This window comes from Salmonella sp. SAL04202 (genome assembly GCF_046550775.1).
Lineage (GTDB): Bacteria > Pseudomonadota > Gammaproteobacteria > Enterobacterales > Enterobacteriaceae > Salmonella > Salmonella enterica.
The window spans coordinates 763427-780490 of the sequence record NZ_JBGDXK010000001.1 but is presented as its reverse complement, the minus strand read 5'-3'; the positions used below and the strand labels follow the sequence as shown (position 1 = coordinate 780490).

Annotated in this window: 13 protein-coding genes; 7 read left to right on the top strand and 6 right to left on the bottom strand. The window is 49.7% G+C overall.

All coding sequences use genetic code 11. The annotated features are described in order from the left end of the window. Positions 1 to 95 precede the first annotated feature (95 nt). The gene (locus tag ACLJQJ_RS03855) at positions 96 to 1205 is read left to right on the top strand and encodes a YcbX family protein (RefSeq protein WP_000224078.1); all 1110 of its coding nucleotides are present in this window, start codon (positions 96 to 98) and stop codon (positions 1203 to 1205) included. Here ACLJQJ_RS03855 and zapC read toward each other — a convergent pair. From zapC to pepN, 3 genes are all read right to left on the bottom strand, one after another. Continuing rightward, on the bottom strand, positions 1202 to 1744 hold the full coding sequence (gene zapC, locus ACLJQJ_RS03850) for a cell division protein ZapC (protein WP_001220671.1): 543 nt from the start codon (positions 1742 to 1744) through the stop codon (positions 1202 to 1204). The genes ACLJQJ_RS03855 and zapC overlap by 4 nt on opposite strands. 165 nt (positions 1745 to 1909) lie before the next feature. Further along, positions 1910 to 2920, bottom strand: a complete 1011-nt coding sequence (gene pyrD, locus ACLJQJ_RS03845) for a quinone-dependent dihydroorotate dehydrogenase (RefSeq protein ID WP_000291723.1) — start codon at positions 2918 to 2920, stop codon at positions 1910 to 1912. Positions 2921 to 3127: 207 nt separating this feature from the next. Further along, positions 3128 to 5740, bottom strand: a complete 2613-nt coding sequence (gene pepN, locus ACLJQJ_RS03840; protein ID WP_000193776.1) for an aminopeptidase N — start codon at positions 5738 to 5740, stop codon at positions 3128 to 3130. Between the two features lie 266 nt (positions 5741 to 6006). Between pepN and pncB the strand changes: the two genes are divergently transcribed. Then, positions 6007 to 7209 carry a nicotinate phosphoribosyltransferase gene (gene pncB, locus ACLJQJ_RS03835; RefSeq protein WP_021294195.1) on the top strand — a complete coding sequence of 401 codons (1203 nt, stop codon included), beginning with the start codon at positions 6007 to 6009 and terminating at the stop codon, positions 7207 to 7209. A 77-nt stretch (positions 7210 to 7286) separates the two neighbouring features. Here pncB and ACLJQJ_RS03830 read toward each other — a convergent pair whose 3' ends face one another. Both ACLJQJ_RS03830 and dpaL read right to left on the bottom strand, forming a co-directional pair. Further along, a complete protein-coding gene (locus tag ACLJQJ_RS03830) occupies positions 7287 to 8723 on the bottom strand; it encodes an alanine/glycine:cation symporter family protein (protein WP_063809329.1) in 1437 nt (478 codons plus the stop codon). A gap of 245 nt (positions 8724 to 8968) precedes the next feature. Next, positions 8969 to 10183 (bottom strand): diaminopropionate ammonia-lyase, encoded by a 1215-nt coding sequence (dpaL, locus tag ACLJQJ_RS03825; protein ID WP_000544857.1) that lies wholly within the window; start codon positions 10181 to 10183, stop codon positions 8969 to 8971. Positions 10184 to 10500: 317 nt separating this feature from the next. On the opposite strand from dpaL, the gene ACLJQJ_RS03820 reads away from it, so the two are divergent. The 5 genes from ACLJQJ_RS03820 to tnpA all read left to right on the top strand — a co-directional run bounded on the left by ACLJQJ_RS03820 (position 10501) and on the right by tnpA (position 16295). Then, positions 10501 to 10962 (top strand): Lrp/AsnC family transcriptional regulator, encoded by a 462-nt coding sequence (locus tag ACLJQJ_RS03820; RefSeq protein WP_000762342.1) that lies wholly within the window; start codon positions 10501 to 10503, stop codon positions 10960 to 10962. A 200-nt stretch (positions 10963 to 11162) separates the two neighbouring features. Beyond that, a complete protein-coding gene (asnS, locus tag ACLJQJ_RS03815) occupies positions 11163 to 12563 on the top strand; it encodes an asparagine--tRNA ligase (RefSeq protein WP_000117867.1) in 1401 nt (466 codons plus the stop codon). A 606-nt stretch (positions 12564 to 13169) separates the two neighbouring features. Continuing rightward, a complete protein-coding gene (gene ompF / locus ACLJQJ_RS03810) occupies positions 13170 to 14261 on the top strand; it encodes a porin OmpF (protein WP_063809330.1) in 1092 nt (363 codons plus the stop codon). Positions 14262 to 14445: 184 nt separating this feature from the next. Then, the gene (gene aspC, locus ACLJQJ_RS03805; protein ID WP_000462706.1) at positions 14446 to 15636 is read left to right on the top strand and encodes an aspartate transaminase; all 1191 of its coding nucleotides are present in this window, start codon (positions 14446 to 14448) and stop codon (positions 15634 to 15636) included. A 200-nt stretch (positions 15637 to 15836) separates the two neighbouring features. After that, positions 15837 to 16295: an IS200/IS605-like element IS200F family transposase gene (gene tnpA / locus ACLJQJ_RS03800; protein WP_000502120.1), complete on the top strand. Its 459-nt coding sequence runs from the start codon at positions 15837 to 15839 to the stop codon at positions 16293 to 16295. A 113-nt stretch (positions 16296 to 16408) separates the two neighbouring features. On the opposite strand, the gene ACLJQJ_RS03795 is transcribed toward tnpA, so the two are convergent. After that, complete coding sequence (locus ACLJQJ_RS03795; RefSeq protein ID WP_001109471.1) at positions 16409 to 17056, bottom strand: MBL fold metallo-hydrolase; 648 nt, start codon at positions 17054 to 17056, stop codon at positions 16409 to 16411. Between the last annotated feature and the right edge of the window lie 8 nt (positions 17057 to 17064).

Below are 17064 nucleotides of genomic sequence, written 5' to 3'. Positions count from 1 at the left end.
GTCACTTTTACGCTAAGAAAATTGTTGCGCATTATAGCTAATCTCACGCCCATGTCATAAAGTTGAAGGCTTATTTTCATTTGAGGGACTGTACGGTGGCGACGTTATCACGGCTCTTTATTCATCCGGTCAAATCCATGCGCGGCATTGGCCTGACTCATGCGCTGGCAGATATCAGCGGCCTGGCTTTTGATCGCATCTTCATGGTGACCGAGCCTGACGGCACATTTATTACCGCCCGCCAGTTTCCACAAATGGTACGTTTTACCCCCTCTCCCTTACACGACGGCCTCCATTTGACCGCGCCAGACGGCAGTAGCGCGCTGGTTCGCTTTACGGATTTCACCCCGCAGGATGCGCCGACCGAGGTCTGGGGAAACCATTTTACCGCTCGCGTCGCCCCGACGGCGATTAATCAATGGTTGAGCGGCTTTTTCTCCCGCGATGTCCAGTTGCGCTGGGTTGGGCCGCAGTTGACGCGCCGGGTTAAACGACATAACGCGGTGCCGCTGGGATTTGCCGATGGCTACCCGTATTTATTGACCAACGAAGCCTCGCTGCGCGATCTGCAACAGCGTTGTCCGGCAGGCGTACAAATGGAACAATTTCGCCCAAACTTAGTGGTTTCCGGCGTAGCGGCCTGGGAGGAAGATAGCTGGAAAGTGCTTCGCATTGGCGATGTGATTTTTGACGTCGTGAAGCCCTGTAGCCGCTGTATTTTTACGACCGTCAGCCCTGAAAAGGGGCAAAAACATCCTTCCGGAGAACCGCTGGCGACACTGCAAGCTTTTCGTACCGCCCAGGACAATGGCGATGTGGATTTCGGTCAGAATCTGATTGCCCGCAATAGCGGCGTCGTTCGCGTCGGCGATGAAGTGGAGATTCTGGCGACAGCTCCGGCAAAAGCTTATGGCGCCACAACGGTCGACGACAGCGTTACGCCAGATAAACACCCGGACGCGAGTGTAACCATCGACTGGCAGGGGCAAACCTTCTGCGGGAATAATCAACAGGTACTACTGGAACAGTTGGAGAATCAGGGGATTCGTATTCCGTATTCTTGCCGGGCTGGTATCTGTGGTTGCTGCCGGATACGTTTGCTGGAAGGCGAAGTAAGTCCGCTGAAAAAATCGGCTATAGGTGACGATGGTACGATTCTGAGCTGTAGCTGCGTGCCTAAGACCGCGTTACGACTGGAAAATTAAACCGCTTGTTCAAGGCTGAAACTGTGACAGTGAACCTGCGGTTTCAGCCTGTCGTTCATAATTTTAATCGCATCGCCAAGCTGCATGGTTCGGCCTGCTATCACCACACCCGGCTGGGCCAGCAGACACAACGCGGCATTTTCTCCCGGCTCAACGACCAGCAAATTAACCTGTTCCGCCGTATCGCTTAACCAGACGCTTGCGGCATCGCCCGTTCCCGGGGTCCACATTTCGCCATGCGCTACAAAATGCCAGCTTTTTGGCATCTGCGGTTTGAGATAGCGAATCGCCACCAGCGCATTCAACACCAACTCCGCGCGTTGCTCTTTGGTTAATTCGAAATCCCGGCATTTTTCTTCAAAGGAAAAATAGAGCGCGGCATCATCCACACAAAAACCGGTCGGGCAAAACGCGTCCGGCGTAAGCATTTTACGAGAGAAGCGCGAGCGAAAAAGCATACCATTGGCGAGATCGAGCATCATACGATCGTGCTCTTCATCATAATACCAGCGCCAGTTATCGTCAGGTTTAATTCGCATTACCTCTCTCCCGCTTTTAAGCAACTCGTAACAGCATTGTCCTTTTGCCGCTTCGTTTATTACCCCAATAATAAAAGCCTAAAATGTCTAAATAAGCAACAGTGGAGAAATATAAAACAACCAGCGCCGGAAATAAAGCCCTGGTTGTCTGATAAAGGCTAAAGTTTAGATGTGCGTTACGATTTCTTTAATCAATGGCGGGCCTTTAAAAATAAAGCCGGAATAAATTTGTACCAGCGTAGCTCCTGCCGCTATCTTCTCGCGCGCGGCGATAACTGAGTCAATGCCGCCGACGCCGATAATAGGCAATTGTCCCTTTAACTCCTGGGATAAACGGCGAATAATTTCTGTGCTTTTTAATTGTAATGGCCGGCCACTTAATCCCCCCGTTTGCTGGCAATTTTTCATTCCTTGTACCAGAGAACGATCGAGGGTGGTATTTGTCGCAATCACCCCATCAATATTATGACGAAGCAGGCTATCGGCAACCTGGATCAATTCTTCTTCACAAAGATCCGGCGCGATCTTTACTGCCACCGGCACATATTTATGGTGGATCGCCTGAAGATCGTTTTGCTTATTTTTAATGGCAGTTAACAGATCGTCCAGCGCATCGCCATACTGGAGCGTACGTAGCCCTGGCGTATTCGGCGAAGAAATATTAATGGCGATATAACCCGCATAAGCATAGACTTTTTCCATACAAATCAGGTAGTCATCTTTGCCATTTTCGACAGGTGTATCTTTATTTTTACCGATGTTAATTCCCAGAATACCATCAAAATGGGCTTTTTTAACATTCTCGACCAGGTTATCGACGCCCAGATTATTAAAGCCCATCCGATTGATGAGACCTTCAGCATCCACCAGACGAAAAAGACGCGGCTTATCGTTACCCGGCTGTGGGCGCGGCGTCACGGTGCCGATTTCCAGGGAGCCAAACCCCATCGCGCCTAACGCGTCGATGCACTCCCCGTCTTTATCCAGACCGGCAGCCAACCCCAGTGGATTTTTAAAGGTAAGTCCCATGCAGGTAACCGGCTTTGTCGGTACTTTCTGGCGCACCAGCGCTTCCAGCGGCGTACCTGTAATGCGGCGTAATTGTTGAAATGTAAATTCATGAGCGCGCTCTGGATCGAGCTGGAAAAGGGCTTTACGAACGAAGGGATAGTACATGAACTCTCCTGGATTCCCGGTGTGCAAACCGGGGGCGTATTATGGGCGATAACAAGGCAAAAGGGAATTGACCTACGGCAATAAATAGCAATCGTTTTCCTTCATTCTCACTTCACGTTTCGCCAGCGAGCGTCATCGTCCGGCAAAAAAATGCCCGGCAGCGCTAACGCTTACCGGGCATGTCTTACCTCTTTATAGCGGATACTGTCAGGCTAACGCTTTAGTTATCTTCTCGTACAGATCGCCGGAAAGATTCTCCAGTCCTTTTAACTGCTCCAACGCCGCGCGCATTTTCTCCTGACGCTTATCATCATAACGTTTCAGACGAATCAGCGGTTCAATGAGGCGAGATGCTACCTGCGGGTTACGGCTATTCAGATCGGTCAGCATTTCGACCAGGAACTGGTATCCGCTACCGTCTTGCGCATGGAACGCCGCCGGGTTGCTGCCAGCAAACGCGCCAATTAATGAACGGATGCGGTTCGGGTTGCTCATACTGAAAGAACGGTGTTTGAGCAGGCTGCGTACGGTTTCCAGTACATTTTCCGCCGGGCTTGTGGATTGCAGGATAAACCATTTATCCATCACCAGGCCGTCCTGATGCCACTTATCGTCATACTCTTGCATCAGCGTATCGCGGCACGGCAACTGCGCCGCCACCGCAGCAGACAGGGCCGCCAGCGCATCGGTCATATTATTGGCGTCGCGATACTGTTTGCTGACCAGCGTATTAGCCAGCTCCGTCTCGCCAAACGCCAGGAAGCGCAGGCAAGCATTGCGCAGCGTGCGCTTACCGATATCGCCGTGATCAACACGATACTCATCCAGATGATTGGCGTTATAGATAGCCAGGAACTCATCCGCCAGTTCTGCCGCCAGCGTACGCGTTAGCGCTTCACGAACTTGCGCAATGGCGATCGGGTCAATGACCTCAAACAGCTCCGCAATTTCATTGGCCGAAGGCAGCGTTAAAATTTCTGCGGCCAACGCCGGATCGATTTTCTCATCCAACAGTACTGCGCGGAACGCATCAGCGACATGCACCGGAAGCGATAGCGGTTGCCCCTGCTGATGACGCGCCACATTCAGTTTAATGTATGTGGCCAGCAGACTTTGCGCCGCATCCCAACGGGAGAAATCATTGCGCGCATGGCGCATCAGGAACGTCAACTGCTGATCGCTCCATTTATATTCCAGTTTCACCGGCGCTGAAAACTCGCACAGCAAGGCCGGAACAGGCTGGAAGTAAACATTATCGAAGGTAAATGTCTGCTCCGCCTGCGTGACGTTCAGCACGGCGTTGACCGGGTGACCGCCTTTTTGCAACGGAATGACGTTGCCTTCGTTATCGTACAGTTCGATGGCGAATGGAATATGCAGCGGCTGCTTCTCCGCCTGATCCGCCGTCGCCGGAGTGCGCTGGCTGATGGTCAACGTGTACTGCTCGGTTTCCGGATTATAATCATCTTTTACCGTTACAATCGGCGTGCCGGACTGACTGTACCAGCGGCGGAAATGGGACAAATCGACATTAGAAGCATCTTCCATCGCCTGTACGAAGTCATCACACGTCGCGGCGCTGCCGTCATGGCGCTCAAAATAAAGCTGCATCCCCTTCTGGAAATTTTCCTCACCCAGCAACGTGTGGATCATGCGAATGACTTCCGCACCCTTTTCATAAACGGTGAGGGTGTAGAAGTTATTCATTTCGATTACTTTATCCGGGCGGATAGGATGCGCCATCGGGCTGGCGTCTTCCGCGAATTGTAAACCGCGCATGGTACGCACGTTACTGATGCGGTTCACCGCGCGTGACCCCAAATCAGAGCTAAACTCCTGATCGCGGAACACGGTTAGCCCCTCTTTCAGGCTCAACTGGAACCAGTCGCGGCAGGTGACGCGGTTGCCGGTCCAGTTGTGGAAATACTCATGACCTATCACGCGCTCAATATCGAGATAATCTTTATCCGTCGCGGTATCGGTTCGCGCCAGCACGTATTTGGAGTTAAAGATATTGAGACCTTTATTCTCCATCGCGCCCATATTAAAGAAATCCACCGCGACAATCATATAGATGTCGAGGTCATATTCGAGCCCAAAACGCGTTTCATCCCATTTCATGGAATTTTTCAGCGAGGTCATTGCCCACGGCGCACGATCCAGATTGCCACGGTCAACGTACAGTTCTAATGCGACTTCACGCCCGGAGCGGGTGGTAAAGGTATCGCGCAGCACGTCAAAATCACCGGCCACCAGCGCAAACAGATAACACGGTTTCGGGAACGGATCTTGCCACTGAACCCAGTGACGGCCATTCTCCAGTTCACCCTGCGCAACACGGTTGCCATTGGAAAGCAGGAACGGATATTTGCTTTTATCGGCAATAATTTTGGTGGTAAATCGCGCCAGTACGTCCGGGCGGTCAAGATACCAGGTAATATGGCGGAAGCCCTCCGCTTCACACTGGGTACAGAGCGCATCGCCGGACTGGTACAATCCTTCCAGCGCCGTATTCGCCGCCGGACTTATCTCGTTGACAATGCGTAACGTAAAACGCTCTGGCAGGTCGCTGATGATAAGCGCGCCCTCTTCTTCCTTATATGCTGTCCACGGCGCATCGTTGACGTGGATAGATACCAGCGTTAAATCTTCCCCATCAAGGCGAAGAGGCGCATCAGGCGCGCCATGACGAACAGCCTGGCTTATTGCGGTGACCACGGTTTTTTCGGCATCGAGGTCAAAGGTCAAGTCAATATCAGTAATCTGGTAATCCGGCGCGCGATAGTCATGGCGGTATTTGGCTTGTGGCTGTTGTGTCATAAAAAACCTTTCGCATCTTTGTGTAGAGTGTCGACTCCAGTCTATTCCTGTTGCGCAAATCGCGCTACGCAGAATGTTCATCTTTTCAGGCACAAACGGCCTATTTGCTACATTTTTATAACATGGGGCACGAAATGCGCTCGACCCTAAAGACAGCTTATGGTGTGATCGGGGTTCAATAAATCGCTAAACAAGGTATACTCCAGCGGTTTTCTTAGTTGTTTATTGTACTAAACGCTCCCGTGAGAGGACGCAACAGCGCACCTATGACACAATTCGCTTCTCCTGTTCTGCACTCGTTGCTGGATACAGATGCTTATAAGTTGCATATGCAGCAAGCCGTTTTTCACCACTACTATGATGTGCAGGTAGCGGCTGAGTTTCGTTGCCGTGGCGACGACCTGCTGGGTATTTATGCCGATGCTATTCGCGAGCAGGTGGACGCGATGCAGCACCTGCGCCTCCAGGAGGACGAGTTCCAGTGGCTCTCCGGCCTGCCCTTTTTTAAACCGGATTATCTGAACTGGTTACGCGAGTTTCGCTATAACCCAGCTCAAGTCTGTGTCACCAACGATAACGGCAAGCTGCATATTCGCTTAACCGGCCCGTGGCGTGAAGTCATTATGTGGGAAGTGCCGCTGCTGGCCGTGATCAGTGAGCTGGTTCATCACTACCGCTCGCCAAACGCGGGCGTTGATCAGGCGCTCGACGCGCTGGAAAGTAAGCTGGTTGATTTCACTGCGTTAACCGCCAATCTCGATATGTCCCGCTTCCACCTGATGGACTTCGGCACCCGCCGCCGTTTCTCTCGTGAAGTGCAGCAGGCGATAGTTAAACGTCTCCAGCAGGAGTCATGGTTCGTCGGCACCAGCAACTATGATCTCGCGCGTCGCCTGGCGCTGACGCCGATGGGCACTCAGGCGCACGAATGGTTCCAGGCGCATCAACAAATCAGTCCGGACCTGGCGACCAGCCAGCGTGCCGCGTTGGCCGCCTGGCTTAACGAATATCCGGACCAGCTTGGTATCGCATTGACAGATTGCATTACAATGGATGCGTTTTTACGCGATTTCGGCATTGAATTCGCCAGCCGTTATCAGGGGTTACGCCACGACTCAGGAGACCCTGTCGCATGGGGCGAAAAGGCGATTGCCCATTATGAAAAGCTGGGGATTGATCCGCTGACAAAAACGCTGGTCTTTTCAGATAACCTTGATCTGCCAAAGGCGGTCGAGCTCTATCGCCATTTCGCCTCTCGCGTGCAGTTAAGCTTCGGCATCGGTACCCGCCTGACCTGCGATATCCCTCAGGTAAAACCGCTCAATATCGTGATTAAGCTCGTGGAATGTAACGGAAAGCCGGTGGCTAAACTTTCCGACAGCCCCGGTAAAACGATCTGTCATGATAAAGCGTTTGTGCGCGCGCTGCGTAAAGCGTTCGATCTCCCGCAGGTGCGTAAAGCAAGTTAACCATGCCTGTGCGAAGCGCCCGGAAAGTGGGCGCTTTGTTACTCTTCTGACCATCTTACCTGTTCTGGCCGCGATGGTTACTCTTCTTTCCCTTCACTCTTCGACATATTTACGTGCGTGATTTGCGTTGTTTTTACAGAATTAGTGTCCCGCTGTGTACGCGTTTTGAATATATTGAATTCGCTAATAAATTCTTTACGCAGCAAGAACAGAGCAATTACGTTGGGGATAACCAGAAAACCGACAGCAATATCAGCCATTAACCAGATTACCGGGATTTCCATATTAACGGCAATCAGTGGCGGCAAAAAATATAGCCATTTAATGATGCGTTCTAGCTTATCGCCAAAAATATAGTTTATCGAAGTGCGAAATTTAATATATGAACCAAGATAAGAAGTAAACAGAATCAACGCCACACCGAGACAGAGAACCTGAACAATAATCGGATGCCATGTTTCTTTTAAGGCGGCAAAGATAATCTGAATACCTTGATAACTGGCGTCTGTCCACATACCAGAAGCAAGTACAGCAAATGCGGTAAAGTTACAGGTAATCATTGAGACAAAAAAAACTTCCACTGCCCCCCACATTCCCTGACGGAAAGCATAATCCACGTTGGCAGTAGCATGTACTGTGGCCGAGGTACCCATGCCGGCTTCGTTAGTGAATATTCCGCGACTGGCTCCTTTACTGATGGCCATCATGATGGTTGACCCGACAAAGCCACCGGCTGCTGGCGCAGGGGCAAAGGCATAATAGAAAATACTTTTTATAACCTGTGGGATAGCCTCGATATTCAATACCACTACACCAGCGGCACCAATGAAATAGGCAATGGTGATCGGTGGAAGTGCAATCGTACAGAATTTACCAAGACTGGCGAGTCCTTTTAAAATAACCAACGCGCCTACGATGACAATAAATCCCCCGATGACGCTTGTTGGGATGTCAAACGTATAGTGAATGACCGCCGCCATCGTATTAGTTTGCACAAAACAGGCATCCGTAATAACCAGAATCATTAATGCAAACGCATATAATCCTGCCAGGGGATGCCATTTTTTATTGAGCCCTTTCTTAATATAATGCATTGGGCCGCCATAATATTCGCCATTCTCACCTTTACTTCGGTATTTCACCGCCAGCGTCACTTCAACCATTTTGGTCATCATACCCACGACCGCAATGATCCACATCCAGAAAATTGCCCCAGGTCCGCCAACCGCAATAGCCGCAGCAACACCTGCGATCGTTCCCGCGCCTAATGAGCCGGATAGCACAGTGGCAGCCACCTCTATTGATTTTAAGGATTTTTTAGACGCTGCCTCGCCAGTAGTGTTTTGTTTATTTTTTCCGGCAAGTGTACCAATTGTATTACGGTAAATTTCTTTTAAATTGATAATCTGGAAAAATTTGAGGCGTACTGTAAAATAAAAACCAATGCCGATGACACACAAAAATAATGGGCCACCCCATAGAAATTCAAAGAGTTGTGAAAGTTGCTCTAACATAATGACCTCGGATTTAAATTAATTCGTTCAGTCTCAGAAATAATCTTTCCAGTTCAGCGTAATCCTGAATTTTGCCAACAACACTAAACTGGAAAGTCAGCGGGTAGGAGCATCCCTTACTCACTAAATGCCGTTTTAATGGTATATTGTTATGAAGTTTTGCTTCCTGCATTAGGTTTATTATGCGTATAAAAAACGCGTTTTTTACATGCTGCCTTTATTATCTAATTTTTTAGTCGTAATGTTTAAGCACTGCGTCCGTTCCAGACTATATCTTCATAAATATCTGGGGACGTATCGCCTTCGGTGCTAATAAGCAGAACATGAGCACTGGCATCAAGCTGTAAGCGATTAGCAAGATCCTGATAATGCATATTGTTCATTAACTCATAAAGTAACCCTACGCCAATAGCTCCGGACTCGCCGGAAATAAAAGGCGTATCCGTACCTGGACGCGGCGCGGCAGAAATACGCATACCCTTAGCCGCCAGACAGTCATCAGCGGAAATAAAACAACTGGTGTTGTCCCGAATAATAGGCCAACTGATAATATTCGGCTCCCCACACGCAAGCCCGGCCATTATCGTCGCCATATCGCCAGTGACGCAGTGAGGTTGACCATCATCCATAACTGCGGATTGATAAAGACAGTTGGCCTGATGCGGCTCAACCACAATAATATTAGGGATATTTTCCTGCATTTTTTCAACAAAATAACCCATAACACTGCCAGCAAACGATCCCACCCCCGCTTGTAAAATAAGGTGGGTTGGCAACGGACTGTTTGTTTCTGCGAGCTGCTCATAAGCTTCAACCGCTAGTGTCATATAGCCTTGCATAATCCACGTTGGGATCTCTTCATACCCTGTCCAGGCTGTATCCTGCAAAAGCACCCAGCCTTTTGTTTGCGCCATTCTATGGGCCAGTCGCACTGCATCATCGTAGTTCAGATCGGTGATGGTGCATTCAGCTCCATGATGGCGAATATTCTCTGCCCGGATTAACGATGATCCTTTAGGCATATAAACGACGGCTTTTAGACCTAATTGCTCCGCTGCCCACGCCACACCACGGCCATGATTGCCATCCGTCGCGGTAACAAAAACACAATCTTTAATTTTTTCTTTAATCTCAGGAGTGTTAAGGGCAGCAAAACTTAACGAGTTAATATCACATTGCAATTTATCAGCGAGATATTTTCCTACAGCATAAGAGCCGCCCAGACCTTTAAAAGCATTCAGGCCAAAACGCCAGGACTCATCTTTAATATGGATGGACCCTAGTCCAAGCCGCCGGCTTAGATGCGCCAGATTATGTAACGGCGTAACGGCATAATTGGGTAATTTTTTATGAAATGCTAACACCTCACGCCCAACATTTCCGTTAAGCAAACTTAAGGCCGCTCCTGTACCATATTTTTTCCGACGTGTATTAAACTGGTATTTAATAAGCTCATGCATAATGATACCTTTTGTTAAAGTTTATTTATTGAAATAATATGTTTTTGGCAATTATTGAGTAGAAACAAGTAAAGAACTCGCGTTTTGTGGCTGTAGTAGTGGTTATCCTCACTTTAATAAACCGTACTGATAAAAGAGTCGCACAATATCTATTACGTCCTTTTCTTTATTCCGCTGATTATGATAGTACTATGCTTATTGCTGTTAAATGGCGCGAAAATGCCCATCGTCGTGCAATTTTCACCTTTTTTTAACGGCCTTGACGCGGCAAAATTGCGCACAGTGATAGTCATCACATTAAAGAGGTTATTTGCGATATGAAGCTTGACGCCTGGGATAAAAACATTCTGACATTATTGCAGCGCGATAATCGTCTTTCTCAGCGGGAAATCGCCGAACAGGTCAATCTTTCCCCTTCGGCAGTGAATCGTCGTATCGCGGCACTGGAGGAGGCGGGCATAATTAAAGGCAATGTCAGCCTTATTGATGCTGGCAAAGTGGGACGCCCGGTCACGATTGTGGTGCAGGTGGTGATCGAAAACGAGCGATTCAATTTACTGGAAGAGGCTCGTCAACGGTTTGTCAGTTGCCCGCAGGTGCAGCAGGTCTACTACGTAACGGGCGATTTCGACTTTTTACTGGTGCTCAATGTTCGTGACATGGCGGAATATGAAGCGCTTACCCGTGAGCTTTTCTTTTCCTCAGGCAATATTAAGTCTTTTAAAACGATTGTCGTGATGCAAAACGCCAAGCAAGAGATGCGCGTCCTGATCGAGTAACGTGCGCAAAGCTTGCAAAACCAGCCTAAATTCTCAATGGTTCGCGAGCAGGTGCGAACTTTTTACAGGTTTCTTTCTGAAAACCTGCTTCCAGATGCGATTTCTGCTTGTCTGATTGCAGATGCCAGGTAACATAGGAATACCCCCATTTCGGGTGGACAAGTGTTTATTTTTTCCGACTATTAACTAGAGAGAATATTATGAGCGTTGTGCCTGTAGCCGACGTACTCCAGGGCCGCGTAGCCGTTGACCAAGAAGTCACCGTGCGCGGATGGGTGCGTACCCGCCGAGATTCAAAAGCTGGCATCTCCTTCCTCGCCGTTTATGACGGCTCCTGCTTTGATCCTGTACAGGCTGTCATTAATAATTCTCTGCCCAATTATAATGAAGAAGTATTACACCTGACGACAGGCTGCTCCGTAGTAGTAACAGGTAAGGTTGTCGCGTCGCCGGGACAGGGGCAAAGTTTCGAAATCCAGGCCACGAAAGTAGAAGTCGCAGGCTGGGTGGAAGATCCGGATACCTACCCGATGGCGGCAAAACGCCATAGCATTGAGTATCTGCGTGAGGTCGCGCATCTGCGCCCGCGCACCAACCTGATTGGCGCGGTAGCGCGCGTCCGCCATACTCTGGCGCAGGCGCTGCATCGCTTCTTCGATGAGCAGGGTTTCTTTTGGGTCTCTACCCCGCTGATTACCGCTTCCGATACCGAAGGCGCTGGCGAAATGTTCCGCGTCTCAACGTTGGATCTGGAAAACCTGCCGCGTAACGACCAGGGCAGAGTAGATTTTGACAAAGACTTTTTTGGCAAAGAATCATTCCTGACCGTCTCCGGCCAGCTCAACGGTGAAACGTATGCCTGCGCGCTGTCCAAAATCTATACTTTTGGGCCGACCTTCCGCGCGGAAAATTCCAACACCAGCCGCCACCTGGCGGAGTTCTGGATGCTGGAGCCGGAAGTGGCGTTCGCCGATCTGGAAGACAACGCCCGTCTGGCGGAAGCCATGCTGAAATATGTCTTCAAGGCGGTTCTGGAAGAGCGTGCGGATGATATGAAGTTCTTTGCCGAACGCGTAGATAAAGACGCTATCGCTCGTCTGGAGCGTTTTGTCTCTACCGACTTCGCTCAGGTGGATTACACCGATGCGGTCGCCATTCTGGAACGCTGTGGTAAGACATTTGAAAACCCGGTGTTCTGGGGCGTCGACCTCTCTTCCGAACACGAACGCTATCTGGCGGAAGAGCATTTCAAAGCGCCGGTAGTGGTGAAAAACTATCCGAAGGAAATTAAAGCGTTTTACATGCGCCTTAACGAAGATGGCAAAACCGTGGCGGCCATGGATGTGCTGGCGCCGGGAATCGGCGAAATCATCGGTGGTTCCCAGCGTGAAGAGCGTCTGGATGTGCTGGATGCCCGTATGGCCGAAATGGGGCTGAATAAAGAGGATTACTGGTGGTATCGCGACTTGCGTCGCTACGGTACTGTACCGCATTCCGGCTTTGGCCTGGGCTTTGAACGCCTTATCGCTTACGTCACGGGTGTGCAAAACGTGCGCGATGTTATTCCGTTCCCACGGACCCCACGCAACGCCAGCTTCTGATTTTTACGTCACACTCAAGGCCAGCTATGCTGGCCTTTTTTTTCGCCTGAATGTCAGTTTTATTATCAATAAGTAAATAAATTTAATTACAACCCTATGAATTACCACATCTTGTTACTGTATATTTCACAAAAATATTTACACATAAAAATTAATCCTTAATTTTATTGCGGATTAGATTTTTCTGCTCTAATAGCACAATTTTTCACCACAATTTCGGACATTAAGACTTCTAAATGGCTATTTTTATGAAATAGCTCGCCTGCTGCTTTTTCAGGCACAACGGTTCTACAAGCCAATAATTGCAATAAAATCATAGTGATAAAAGAAAAACGATCAAATCAAAGCGAGAACTCAGGGGAAGTTTGACGTTGTTCACAAAGTTCCGCGAAAATAATATTTGTTTACATATTTTTTCCTTTTGAAACTAAATCTTTATATTTGTAGCACTTTCACGGTAGCGAAACGTTAGTTTGAATGGAAAGATGCCTGTCAGACACATAAAGACACCAAACTCTCATCAATATTTCTGTAAAGTTTTATTGACGGAATTTATTGACGGCAGTGGCAGGTGTCATATAAAAAAACCAATGAGGGTAATAAATAATGATGAAGCGCAAAATCATGGCAGCGGTGATCCCTGCCCTGCTGGCTGCTGCAACCGCAAACGCAGCAGAAATTTATAATAAAGATGGTAATAAGCTGGATCTGTACGGTAAAGCCGTGGGTCGTCACGTATGGACAACGACCGGCGATAGCAAAAATGCCGACCAGACTTATGCCCAGATTGGTTTTAAAGGGGAAACGCAGATTAACACCGATCTGACCGGTTTCGGTCAGTGGGAATACCGTACTAAAGCAGACCGCGCTGAAGGCGAACAGCAGAACTCGAATCTGGTCCGTCTGGCTTTCGCGGGTTTGAAATACGCGGAAGTGGGTTCAATCGATTATGGTCGTAACTACGGTATCGTTTACGATGTTGAATCCTATACCGATATGGCCCCCTACTTCTCCGGCGAAACCTGGGGCGGAGCCTATACCGATAACTACATGACCAGCCGTGCTGGCGGTTTGTTGACCTACCGTAACTCTGACTTCTTTGGTCTGGTGGACGGTCTCTCTTTCGGTATCCAGTATCAGGGTAAAAATCAGGACAACCACAGCATTAACTCTCAGAATGGCGATGGCGTAGGTTACACCATGGCATATGAGTTCGACGGCTTTGGCGTCACCGCAGCGTACAGCAACAGCAAGCGTACTAACGATCAGCAGGATCGCGATGGTAATGGCGATCGCGCAGAATCGTGGGCCGTTGGCGCGAAATATGATGCAAACAACGTCTACCTGGCTGCCGTATATGCTGAAACCCGCAATATGAGCATTGTTGAAAATACGGTTACCGATACCGTGGAAATGGCAAACAAAACGCAGAACCTGGAAGTGGTCGCTCAGTACCAGTTTGACTTCGGCCTGCGTCCGGCAATCTCGTATGTGCAGAGTAAAGGTAAGCAGTTGAACGGCGCCGACGGCTCGGCCGATCTGGCGAAATATATTCAGGCAGGCGCGACTTATTACTTCAACAAAAACATGAACGTATGGGTTGACTACCGTTTCAACCTGCTGGACGAAAACGACTACAGCTCCAGCTACGTTGGCACCGACGATCAGGCGGCTGTCGGTATTACTTACCAGTTCTGATCAGCAGACCCCTTTGTTTTATGCCTCAAAAACAGGACTTCGGTCCTGTTTTTTTATCTCTCTTAGAGAAAATGTGCGTCTTTCAAAAACAGGCGGGCTTTTTAGCGCTAACGGTTGGCATTTTGTAAATCTGCCGTTAACCTGATAGCGGATTTCCCTTCTGTAACTATAATGGAACCTCGTCATGTTTGAGAACATAACCGCCGCTCCTGCCGACCCGATTTTGGGCCTGACCGATCTGTTTCGCGCCGATGACCGTCCAGGGAAAATTAACCTTGGCATTGGCGTATATAAAGATGAAACCGGCAAAACACCGGTGCTCACCAGCGTTAAAAAAGCCGAGCAGTATTTACTGGAAAATGAAACGACGAAAAACTATCTCGGCATTGACGGGATTCCGGAATTTGCTCGCTGCACTCAGGAACTGCTGTTCGGCAAAGGCAGCGCGCTGATTAACGATAAGCGCGCACGCACGGCGCAAACGCCGGGCGGTACCGGCGCGTTACGCATTGCCGCCGACTTTTTGGCAAAAAATACTCCGGTAAAACGGGTGTGGGTGAGCAACCCCAGCTGGCCGAACCACAAAAGCGTGTTTAACGCTGCCGGCCTGGAAGTTCGGGAGTACGCTTACTACGATGCGGAAAATCACACGCTGGATTTTGAAGCGCTACAAGCCAGCCTGAGCGAAGCACAGGCCGGCGATGTGGTTCTGTTCCACGGTTGCTGTCATAACCCAACCGGCATTGACCCTACTCTGGAACAGTGGCAGGTTCTGGCTGAGCTTTCCGTTGAAAAAGGGTGGCTGCCGCTATTCGATTTCGCCTACCAGGGCTTTGCCCGCGGCCTGGAAGAAGATGCGGAAGGTCTGCGCGCCTTTGCCGCGCTGCATAAAGAGCTCATTGTCGCCAGCTCCTACTCCAAAAACTTCGGCTTATATAATGAGCGCGTCGGCGCCTGCACCCTCGTTGCCGCCGATGCGGAAACCGTGGATCGCGCTTTTAGCCAGATGAAATCCGCCATTCGCGCTAACTACTCCAACCCACCAGCGCACGGCGCGTCCATCGTCGCGACTATCCTGAGTAATGACGCCCTGCGCGCTATCTGGGAACAGGAACTGACGGACATGCGCCAGCGTATTCAGCGTATGCGTCAACTGTTCGTGAATACCTTGCAGGAAAAAGGCGCGAACCGTGACTTCAGCTTTATTATCAAGCAGAATGGGATGTTCTCATTCAGCGGTCTGACCAAAGATCAGGTGCTGCGTCTGCGTGAAGAGTTTGGCGTTTATGCCGTGGCTTCTGGTCGCGTAAACGTGGCGGGCATGACCCCGGATAATATGGCGCCGCTGTGCGAAGCCATTGTCGCGGTACTGTAAAAAGCTGCCGACTGGCGTGACCGATAAAAAAGCCTGCACATTGCAGGCTTTTTCATTGTCTATGGAAAACCCCCAGCTAGGCTGGGGGTTCCGGAAAGCTTTCAGCTTTAAGCCAGTTATTAAAACCCCTTTTGATTTGTTAAAACATCTTGCGGTCTGGCAACTGCAAAAGTTCAACAAGAAATCAAAAGGGGGTCCCAATGGGGGACGAAAAGAGCTTAGCGCACACCCGATGGAACTGTAAATATCACATAGTTTTCGCGCCCAAATACCGAAGACAAGCGTTCTATGGAGAGAAGCGTAGGGCAGTAGGCAGCATATTAAGAAAATTGTGTGAATGGAAAAACGTACGAATCCTGGAAGCGGAATGTTGTGCAGATCATATTCACATGCTTCTGGAGATCCCGCCGAAGATGAGTGTGTCGAGCTTCATGGGATATCTGAAGGGTAAAAGTAGTCTGATGCTTTACGAGCAGTTTGGGGATCTAAAATTCAAATACAGGAACAGGGAGTTCTGGTGCAGAGGGTACTATGTCGATACGGTGGGTAAGAACACGGCGAAGATACAGGAATACATAAAGCACCAGCTTGAAGAGGATAAAATGGGTGAGCAATTATCGATCCCTTATCCGGGCAGCCCGTTTACGGGCCGTAAGTAACGAAGTTTGATGCAAATGTCAGATCGTATGCGCCTGTTAGGGCGCGGCTGGTAAGAGAGCCTTACAGGCGCATCTGAAAAACCTCCGGCTATGCCGGAGGATATTTATTCTGCTTACCAGACCGGCATCTCATCTTGCAGGAAGGGATTATGCAGACGCTCGTACCCGAGCGTAGAGAGCGGGCCGTGGCCAGGAATAAAGGTCACATCATCGCCAAGCGGCAATAATTTACGCTTAATAGCGTCAATCAACTGGGTGTGATCGCCGCGAGGAAAATCGCTGCGCCCGACGCCACCTTTGAAAATCACATCGCCGGAGATCAGCAGTTGCGACTGTTCATCAAAGAAAACCACGTGTCCCGGCGTGTGTCCCGGACAATGTAACACCTGTAACGTCACATTCCCCACGCTGACGCGATCGCCGTCGTTCAACCAGCGATCAGGCGTCAGCGGCTGACACTCATCCAGACCAAACATGCGGCTTTGCGCCGGCAGTCCTTGCAGCCAGAACTCATCTTCTTTTTCCGGACCGATAACAGGAACGCCGTAATGCTGCGCCAGTTCACTCGCCGCGCCGACATGATCGAGATGCCCATGCGTGAGTAAAATTTGCATCAACGTCACGCCGCTGGCGTCCACTTCCTGTTTAATTTTTTCCGCGTCGCCGCCCGGATCGACCAGCGCCGCCAGCCGGGTTTGTTCGCACCAGATTAATGAACAGTTCTGGGAGAACGCGGTGACCGGAATAATACGATAGTTCATACTGCTCC